Origin of the sequence: Streptomyces albidochromogenes (assembly GCF_005981925.1) — a bacterium.
GTDB lineage: Bacteria > Actinomycetota > Actinomycetes > Streptomycetales > Streptomycetaceae > Streptomyces > Streptomyces albidochromogenes.
The window spans coordinates 1-9,596 of sequence record NZ_VBVX01000263.1 but is presented as its reverse complement, the minus strand read 5'-3'; the positions used below and the strand labels follow the sequence as shown (position 1 = coordinate 9,596).

The window sequence follows — 9,596 nt, the reverse complement described above, 5'->3', positions numbered from 1 at the left end:
GGACGGCCCTGGGGCGCTACTTCACGGCGCCCGCCGTGAGGCCCTGGACGACCTGGCGCTGGAAGACGATGTACGCCGCGAGGACGGGCAGCATGGCCATCACCAGGCCGGCGAAGAGCCCGGACCAGTCGCCCTTGTAGCCCTGGCTGGTCGCCAGCTCGACCAGGCCCTGGGAGAGGACCCGGTTCTCCGGGTCGTTGTTCAGCACGGTCGGCAGCATGTACTGGTTCCACTGCCCGAGGAAGTTGAAGATGCCGACGCTGATGAGGCCCGGCTTGGCCATCGGCAGCATCACCTGGAAGAAGGTGCGGGTGTGCGAGGCGCCGTCGATCATCGCCGCCTCCGCCACCGAGCTCGGCAGCGTACGGAAGAAGGAGGTGAGGAAGAAGACGGTGAAGGGCAGCGAGTACGCGATGTAGACGAGGATCAGGCCCGGCAGCGTCTCCAGCATCCCCATGTTCTTCAGCACGTAGAACAGCGGCACCAGGGCCAGCATGATCGGGAAGCTCATTCCTCCGACGAAGAGGAAGTAGATGAAGCGGTTCCCGGGGAAGTCGAAGCGCGCGAGGACGTACGCCGCCATGGAGCCCAGCAGCAGCGTGCCGACGAGCGAGCAGCCGACCACGATGATGGTGTTGAAGAAGTAGTCGCTCATGTGCGCCTCGGACCAGGCGCGCGACCAGTTCTCGAAGTGCAGCCGGTCCGGGAGCGAGAACGGCGACTCGAAGATCGACGCGTCGTCCTTGAACGACGTCATCACCGCCCAGAGCAGCGGCATCACGACCATGAAGGCCCACAGGATCAGGATGCCGTGCGAGAAGACGTTGAGCGCGCTGCCGCTGACGTCCTTCTTCGGCTTCGCGGGGGCCTCGCCGCCGGACGTCCTCGCGACGGGCGGGCGGTCCTCGGCGACGCCCGCGGGCGGGGTGTCAGTGGTCTTCATCAGAACTCCAGCCGCTCACGCCGGCCCACGCGCATCACCAGGGCCGCGAGGGCCAGGGTGATGACGAGCAGGGCCACACCGATCGTTGTCGCATAGCCTGCCTGACCGTCCCGGAACGCCGTCTGGTAGACGTACAGCACCAGGACGGTGGTCGAGTAGTCGGGGCCACCGGGGCCCACGGTCATGATCTGCACGACCGCGAAGGACTCCGCGCCGAGCGCGAGGATCCCCATGTAGACCCAGCCCGACTGCACGGTGTCCCAGAGCAGCGGGACGGTGATCCTGAAGAACGTGGTGAACCGGCTCGCGCCATCCAGCAGGGCGGCCTCGTAGAAGTCCTTGGGAATGGACGCCATGCCCGCCGAGAAGAGCACCACGAAGAATCCCACGGTGCTCCATACGAGCACCGCCATGACGGCCCACAGGGCGGTGTCCGGGTCGCCCAGCCACTGCGGCTGGACGCTGTCCAGACCGACGGCCCTCAGCAGGCCGTTGATCGCGCCCTCGTTCGGGTTGTACGCGAAGGCGAAGAGGACCGCGACGATGGCGATCGAAAGCACCTGGGGGAAGAAGTACGCGATCTTGTAGAAGCCCGATCCGCGGACTCCCGCGATCGCCGCGCCCTTCCGGCGCCGTCCGCCGACATTGAGCATGAAGGCGAAGAAGAGCGCGAGGCCGAGCGTCACCAGCGGCAGCAGCAGCGCGAAGATCAGGCTGTGCCACAGCGAATCCCAGAAGATCTGGTCTTCCAGCATTTTGCTGTAGTTGTCGAAGCCGACCATCTCGAAGTCCGGGCTCAGGCCGGTCCAGTCCGTGAACGAGTAGTAGATGGACTGGATGAACGGCCAGATGACGAAGATTGCGTACAACGCCAATGGGGCCGCCAAAAACCCCACAATGAACCGGTACTTGCCGTGTTGCATGGTTACCGACCCCGATCTTCCGGCGTGTGCCGCCGCTGGTGACGCGTGCTCACTGGTGCTTGTAGTGCTTGATGGACTGGTCCTTGGCCGCCGCGTCGGCGAAGCCCTGGATCTTCTTGATGGTCTCCGCCGGGGTCGCTCGGCCGGCCATCATCTCGCCCAGACCGGCGACGCCGATCTGCTCCTTCTGGAGCTTGACGTACCAGTCCTGGAGGCGCGGGTTGACCACGTTGTCGCCGGCCTTGTCCAGCGCGGCGGTGGCGGACTTCAGGCCCGGGGTCAGCTCGATTCCGTCGGTGCCGCCGTTGAGCGCGGTCAGGGACTTCACGCTCTGCGTGAAGTTCTTCGACGACGCCTCGCTGAGCATGATGCGCAGCTGCTCCATGCCGCCGTCGGGGTTCTTCGCCGACTTCGGGACGATGAACGGCTCGCCGCCGGAGGCCCAGATGGTGCCGAACGGCATCTTGTCCGAGCTGTCGAGGCCGGACGGCGCGCCCACGGCGAGCTTGAAGTCGGCCGGCATCGTCTTGGCGGCCTCGTTCTCCACCCACGAACCGTTCGGGATGAAGAGCGCCTTGCCCTGGGTCCAGGCGGTCTGCGACTGGATGTGGTCGATGCCCGGGGTGCCCTTGAGGATGTAGCCCTTCTTGAAGAGCTCGTAGTACGCCTCGAAGGCGGCCTTCACGGCCGGGTCGGACCAGGCGTTCGGCTCCAGGTTGTCGATCTTGTCGAGTACCTCGCGGCCGCCGATCTTGGCGATGAACGGGTAGAGCGAGAACGGCAGGTAGTACGGGTGCTTGCCCGCGTACGTCCAGCCCGCGATGCCCTTCTTCTTCGCCTTGGCGCACAGGGCGAGCATGTCGTCCCAGTTCTCCGGGTACGTCGCGTCCAGCTTCTCCAGCGCCGTCTCGGAGTACCAGACGCCGTAGACCGTGTACGCGTAGTACATGATCCAGACGGGGTCGCCGTCGAACTGGCCCATCTCGACGATGCCGGGCCGCAGCGTGTCGCGGACCTTCTTGCCCGGGTCGTCGATGGACGGCGAGTCCAGCAGCGGGGTGAGGTCGGTGAGCTGCTTCTTGCCGACCAGGACGCCCATGTCCATCTGCTCGGCACCCGAGTTGTCGATGAGGTCCGGGGGCGTTCCGCCATTGAACCGCGGCTGGAGCTGCGACCTGATCTTCTGCGTCGACGAGAACTTGATCTTCGCCTTGGGGTACGTCTTCTCATAGACGGCCTTGGCGTCCTCGGCGTACTTCGTGCCGAAACCGCCGTCGAAAATCACGATTTCGAGCGGCGCGCTCTCATTGACACCCAGCGGGTTCTTCTCGGTCTTCTTGCCCTTGTCGACCTTCTCGTCGCCGCCGCTGTCGCCGCTCGCGCAGGCCGACAGGAAGCTCATCGTCGGAACAGCGATCAGGCCGAGTGCGGCCGAACGCTTGATCAGATCGCGACGGCCAAGGCCCTCATTGTTGTGGGCGGAGGTGGATCCCATGCTCAAGTCCTCGCCTTCTCCAGGACTCAGGCGGTGTACCGGTCACCCGTAATCGTCGCCTAGGCGAAGGGCCCCGCCACCGCAGTCAAATGACGCTGGGTCGTGCTGAGTTGCAGTAAGTACGTCGGACACAGCTTTCGGCAGCCGTCACGCGGCTTCCCCCACTGCTCCCCGTCCCCCTGGTCCGCTTCCGCAAAGCTGCGTTGCGGACGCCGACAGGTATAGTCCACTTCCGGTCAACTGAGCAAGATCGAAAGCAAGGTTGGACGGCAAGCTTTCCCGAGTTGAGACCTCGCGGACATCTGGAACGCGCACGTAGTCGTCCGTACGGCTCCGTAAACACGGCGCGCCCTCTTCGCCTCCCCCGCCCCATACAACACCCTTGACAGCATCGGCGACTTGGCTCCCTACTGGACCCCGTTGCACCGCTCATGACAACGTTGTCCAAGGGGAGGAACAGCCCGGGATGCAGTACAGACCTCGGTACGCCCATGGCCCCACCGCGGCCGCCGTCGCGGCGACCGCCCTCCTGCTGGTGGTGACGGCCCCGTCCGCGGCCGTCGCGCGACCCGACCGGCCGGCGCCGCCGGAGCGGACCTTCAGCTCCTCGTTCGAGGCGGACGAACCGCAGCCCGACTGGCGCAATACGGTAGAAGTCACCCCGGGCGGCGAGAAGCGGGCCTCGGGCGTGGACGGCGGATTCAGCTCCGGGATCCCGGGCAATGTGACCGACCGGGTCGTCGAGCTGCGCGCCAGCGGCGAGAACACCGGCGGCGGCGAGACCAAGGAGAACCTCGTCGACGTCCAGCCCGCCACCAAGTGGCTGGCCTTCGAACCGTCCGCGTGGATCGAGTTCGACCTGGACGAACCGGCCAAGCTGGTGACATACGCCCTCACGTCGGCCAACGACCACGCCGAGCGCGATCCGAAGGACTGGACCCTGAAGGGGTCGGCCGACGGCAAGGAGTGGCAGGTCCTCGACTCCCGCGAGGGTCAGACCTTCGCGAAGCGGTTCGAGACGAAGAGCTACGACTTCGCGAACACGACGGTGTACGCGCACTACCGGCTGGAGATCACCCGGAACAACGGCGCGTCCGACGCCACCCAGCTGGCGGACGTTCAGTTCTCGAACGGTGACACCGCCCCGCCCGCCCCCCAGGACATGCGCAGCCAGGTCGACCGCGGGCCCTCCGGCTCCCCCACCGCCAAGTCGGGCGCGGGGTTCACGGGGAAGCGCGCGCTGCGGTACGCCGGTACGCACAAGGCGGACGGCCGGGCGTACTCGTACAACAAGGTCTTCGACGTCGACACGCGCGTCACGCGGGACACCGAGCTGTCGTACCGGGTCTTCCCGTCCCTCCCGGAGACCGACCTCGACTACCCCGCCACCCACGTGTCGGTCGACCTGGCCTTCACGGACGGCACCTATCTGAGCGACCTGCGCGCCGTCGACCAGCACGGCGCGGTCCTGTCCCCGCAGGGCCAGGGGGCGTCCAAGACGCTGTACGTCAACCAGTGGAACCACAAGGCGTCGCGGATCGGCGCGGTCGCGGCCGGCAAGACCGTCGACCGGGTGCTGGTGGCGTACGACTCGCCCAAGGGGCCCGCGAAGTTCAGCGGCTGGGTGGACGACGTCACCCTTGCCCCCAAGGCCCCGGAGAAGCGCCTGGCGCACTTCTCCGACTACGTCTCGACCACGCGCGGCACCCACTCCAGCGGCGCCTTCTCGCGCGGCAACAACATCCCCGCGACCGCCGTCCCGCACGGCTTCAACTTCTGGACGCCGGTGACGAACGCCGCGTCCACCAGCTGGCTCTACGACTACGCCCGCGGCAACAACGGCGACAACCTGCCCACCCTCCAGGCGTTCAGCGCGAGCCACGAGCCGAGCCCGTGGATGGGAGACCGGCAGACGTTCCAGCTGATGCCGTCCGTGGCGGCGGGCACCCCGGACGCCGGCCGCAAGGCGCGCGCCCTGCCCTTCCGCCACGAGAACGAGACGGCCAAGCCGCACGAGTACGGGGTCACCTTCGAGAACGGCCTCAAGGCCGAGATGACCCCGACCGACCACGCGGCGATGATGCGGTTCACCTATCCCGGTGCGGACGCGAGCGTCCTATTCGACAACGTGTCGAACGACGGCGGTCTCACGCTCGACCCGGCCACCCGCTCGTTCACCGGCTTCTCCGACGTCAAGAGCGGCCTGTCCACCGGTGCCACCAGGCTCTTCGTGTACGGCGTCTTCGACGCGCCGGTCACCGGGAGCGGCAAGCTCAGCGGCGGCGGGGGCGACGACGTGACGGGCTACCTGCGCTTCCAGCCGGGCGAGGACCGCCAAGTCACCCTGCGGCTGGCGACCTCACTCATCAGTGTGGACCAGGCGAAGAAGAACCTGGCCGACGAGATCCCGGCGGGCACCTCCTTCGAGCGCGTCAAGAACCGGGCGCGGGACGCCTGGGACGACCTGCTCGGGCGCGTCGAGGTCGAGGGCGCGAGCCGCGACCAGCTGACGACCCTCTACTCCAGCCTCTACCGGCTGTACCTGTATCCGAACTCCGGCTTCGAGAACACCGCCACCAAGGCCCGCCCCCGGCAGCAGTACGCGAGCCCCTTCTCCAAGCAGCCGGGCCCCGACACGCCCACCCACACGGGCGCGAAGATCGTCGACGGCGAGGTGTACGTCAACAACGGTTTCTGGGACACCTACCGGACGACCTGGCCGGCGTACTCCTTCCTCACCCCGAAGAAAGCCGGCCGGCTCGTCGACGGCTTCGTCCAGCAGTACAAGGACGGCGGCTGGATCTCCCGCTGGTCCTCGCCCGGTTACGCCGACCTGATGACCGGCACCAGCTCCGACGTCGCGTTCGCCGACGCGTATGTGAAGGGGGTCGACTTCGACGCGGAGGCGGCGTACGAGGCGGCCGTCAAGAACGCCACCGTCGTGCCGCCCTTCTCCGGCGTGGGCCGCAAGGGCATGAAGACGTCGCCGTTCCTCGGGTACGCCTCCACGGACACCCACGAGGGCCTCTCCTGGTCCCTGGAGGGCTACCTCAACGACTACGGCCTCGCGAAGATGGGCGAGGCGCTCCACCAGAAGACGAAGAAGGCGCGCTACAAGGAGGAGGCGCGGTACTTCCTCAACCGCGCCCGCAACTACGTCAAGCTCTTCGACGGCAAGGCCGGCTTCTTCCAGGGCCGCGACCTCAAGGGCGACTGGCGCGTCCCCTCCGAGAAGTACGACCCGCGCGTGTGGGGATACGACTACACGGAGACCAACGGCTGGGGCTACGCCTTCACCGCGCCCCAGGACTCCCGCGGCCTCGCCAACCTCTACGGCGGCCGGGCCGGCCTCGGCGACAAACTCGACCGGTACTTCTCCACCCCGGAGACGGCCGACCCCGCGTTCGCCGGGTCGTACGGCGGCGTCATCCACGAGATGACGGAGGCGCGCGACGTACGGATGGGCATGTACGGGCACAGCAACCAGGTGGCCCACCACGCGACGTACATGTACAACGCCGCCTCGCAGCCCTGGAAGACGCAGGAAAAGGTTCGCGAGGTCCTGTCCCGCCTCTACACCGGCAGCGAGATCGGCCAGGGCTACCACGGCGACGAGGACAACGGCGAGCAGTCCGCCTGGTACCTCTTCTCCGCGCTCGGCTTCTACCCGCTGGTCATGGGCAGCGGCGAGTACGCGATCGGCTCGCCGCTCTTCACCAAGGCCACCGTCCACCTGGAGAACGGCCGCGACCTGGTGGTCAGGGCGCCGAAGAACAGCGCGAAGAACATCTACGTTCAGGGGCTGAAGGTCAACGGCAAGCCCTGGAAGTCCACCGCGCTGCCGCACAGCGTGCTCGCGCGCGGCGGGACGCTGGAGTTCGCCATGGGACCCGAGCCCTCCTCGTGGGGTACGGATGAGAAGGCCGCGCCCGTGTCCATCACGCGGGATGACAAGGTGCCGTCGCCGCACGGGGACGCGATCACGGGCTCTGGTCCGCTGTTCGACAACTCGTCGGCCACCGACGGGCAGTTCGAGAGCCTCGACCTGCCGGTGAAGCCGGACACCCGCGCCCTTCAGTACACCCTCACGTCCTCGGACCGCGCCAAGGCACCTGGGGGCTGGGTGCTCCAGGGCTCGCGGGACGGTGAGAAGTGGCGGGACCTCGACAGACGTACGGGAGAGTCCTTCGCCTGGGACCACCAGACCCGCGTCTTCACCGTCGCCCGCCCGCACCGCTACGAGAAGTACCGCCTGGTACCGGACGGGCCGGCGACCCTCGCGGAGGTGGAGCTCCTGCGGTAGCCCATGGCACGGGGAGGACCGGTCCGGCGGCCGGTCCTCCCTGCCGCCACTCCGCCGAGGTGTTGTAACCGTTCGTGTGCGCAGTGTCACTGACGACGGCTACGCTCGGTGTGCGCGGAAGGAGCGTCGCCCATGCCTCAGCCCAAGGACCTCGACCCGTACACCGACCCGAGGTCGTTCTACGGCTCGGAACTGCGCCGCCTGCGCGAAGCCGGTGGGCACTCGCAGGAGCAGCTCGGGGAGCAGGTCTTCTGCTCCGGCGCGTACATCGGCCAGTTGGAGGGCGCGACGCGGCGGCCGCAGTTCGACCTGTCGAAGATGCTCGACGGTGTGCTGGGAAGTGGTGAGCACCTTCAGCGCCTGTGCCGCCTCGCACGCGAGTCGAAGGTCGCGAAGTACTTCGCCGACGCGGCGGACCTGCAGCAGCGGGCGACGGCGATCAGCGAGTACGGGTCGATGCTGGTTCCGGGGCTGTTGCAGACGGAGGGCTACGCGCGGGCGCTGACCCGCGGCGCCCACCCGTTCGCCGCACAGTCGGTGATCGAGGGGCATGTCAGCACCAGGATGGAACGGGCACAGCTGCTCGACTCGCCCACAGCGCCGGTGTTATGGGTGATCACCCACGAGGCGATGCTCCGCGTGCCGGTCGGCGGGCCCGCTGTCATGCGCGGCCAGCTCACGCATCTCCTCAAGGCGGCGCGCACCCGGCCCCATGTCGTGCTCCAGGTCATGCCCTTCAGCGCCGGACCGCACCCGTTCCTCGACACCAACGTGTCCCTGATGGACTTCACCGACGAGCCGCCGGTCGTCTACACCGAAGGCGCGTATACCGGCCAGCTCGTCGAAGAACCCGCCCTGGTCGCCCAGTTCCGATCGGCCTACGATCTGGCCAGGGCCGCCGCGCTGTCGCCGGAGGCGTCCCTGGCCCTGATCGAATCGGCGGCGAAGGACTACACGACACATGATCACCACACCTGACCTGAGCACCGCCGCGTGGCGCAAGTCCTCGTACAGCAACGGCGACGGGGGCAACTGCGTCGAGGTCGCCGACGGCTGCCCCGGCGGCGTCATACCTGTCCGCGACAGCAAGACCGCGCCCGGGGGCCCCGCGCTCGTGTTCCGGGCCGCCGGCTGGGCGCCCTTCGTCACCGCCGTCAGGAACGGCGCTCTCTGACCGCACCGCCGTCAGGGCGGCTCTCCCCGACCGCACGGCACGCGGAAGGGCCGCACCCCGGCGGGGGTGCGGCCCTTCGGCGTCAGGCTGTGACGACTAGCTGCGGATCAGCGACCGCAGCACGTACTGCAGGATGCCGCCGTTGCGGTAGTAGTCGGCCTCGCCCGGCGTGTCGATGCGCAGCTTCGCGTCGAACTCCACCGTCTCGCCGCCGTCCTTGACGGCCTTGACCTTCAGCGTGTCCGGGATGCCGCCGTCGTTCAGACCGGTGACGCCGGTGATCTCGAAGGTCTCCTCGCCGTTCAGACCCAGCGAGTCCGCCGAGGCGCCCTCCGGGTACTGGAGCGGAAGGACGCCCATGCCGATGAGGTTCGAGCGGTGGATGCGCTCGTACGACTCGGCGATGACGGCCTTGACGCCGAGCAGCGCGGTGCCCTTGGCCGCCCAGTCGCGGGACGAGCCCGAGCCGTACTCCTTGCCCGCCAGGATGACCAGCGGGGTGCCGGCGGCCTGGTAGTTCTGCGAGGCGTCGTAGATGTACGACACCGGGGCGTCGGGCTGGGTGAAGTCGCGGGTGAAGCCGCCCTCGGTGCCCGGCGCGATCTGGTTGCGCAGGCGGATGTTGGCGAACGTACCGCGGATCATGACCTCGTGGTTGCCACGGCGGGAGCCGTAGGAGTTGAAGTCACGGCGCTCGACGCCGTGCTCCGTGAGGTACTTGCCGGCCGGGGTGTCGGCCTTGATGGCGCCGGCCGGGG

At 67.9% G+C, this 9,596-nt stretch carries 6 protein-coding genes and 1 pseudogene; 3 read left to right on the top strand and 4 right to left on the bottom strand.

The window, feature by feature from the left end:
• Positions 1 to 16 precede the first annotated feature (16 nt).
• Genes E2E34_RS26465 through ngcE form a run of 3 tightly spaced genes read right to left on the bottom strand, consistent with a single transcriptional unit; the run spans position 17 to position 3,361 of the window.
• Positions 17 to 943: a carbohydrate ABC transporter permease gene (locus E2E34_RS26465; RefSeq protein WP_138904432.1), complete on the bottom strand. Its 927-nt coding sequence runs from the start codon at positions 941 to 943 to the stop codon at positions 17 to 19.
• Complete coding sequence (locus E2E34_RS26460; RefSeq protein WP_138904431.1) at positions 943 to 1,866, bottom strand: carbohydrate ABC transporter permease; 924 nt, start codon at positions 1,864 to 1,866, stop codon at positions 943 to 945. The genes E2E34_RS26465 and E2E34_RS26460 overlap by 1 nt, the downstream gene beginning before the upstream one ends.
• Before the next feature lie 49 nt (positions 1,867 to 1,915).
• Positions 1,916 to 3,361 carry an N-acetylglucosamine/diacetylchitobiose ABC transporter substrate-binding protein gene (gene ngcE, locus E2E34_RS26455; RefSeq protein ID WP_138904430.1) on the bottom strand — a complete coding sequence of 482 codons (1,446 nt, stop codon included), beginning with the start codon at positions 3,359 to 3,361 and terminating at the stop codon, positions 1,916 to 1,918.
• Positions 3,362 to 3,827: 466 nt separating this feature from the next.
• Between ngcE and E2E34_RS26450 the strand changes: the two genes are divergently transcribed.
• The 3 genes from E2E34_RS26450 (at position 3,828) to E2E34_RS26440 (ending at position 8,838) form a co-directional block, all read left to right on the top strand.
• Complete coding sequence (locus E2E34_RS26450) at positions 3,828 to 7,664, top strand: GH92 family glycosyl hydrolase (RefSeq protein WP_138904429.1); 3,837 nt, start codon at positions 3,828 to 3,830, stop codon at positions 7,662 to 7,664.
• 132 nt (positions 7,665 to 7,796) lie between these two features.
• Complete coding sequence (locus tag E2E34_RS26445; RefSeq protein ID WP_138904428.1) at positions 7,797 to 8,642, top strand: helix-turn-helix domain-containing protein; 846 nt, start codon at positions 7,797 to 7,799, stop codon at positions 8,640 to 8,642.
• A complete protein-coding gene (locus tag E2E34_RS26440; RefSeq protein ID WP_138904427.1) occupies positions 8,626 to 8,838 on the top strand; it encodes a DUF397 domain-containing protein in 213 nt (70 codons plus the stop codon). The genes E2E34_RS26445 and E2E34_RS26440 overlap by 17 nt, the downstream gene beginning before the upstream one ends.
• Before the next feature lie 96 nt (positions 8,839 to 8,934).
• Here the strand turns inward: E2E34_RS26440 and acnA are convergent.
• Positions 8,935 to 9,596, bottom strand: a pseudogene (gene acnA, locus E2E34_RS26435) (aconitate hydratase); the annotation flags it as partial.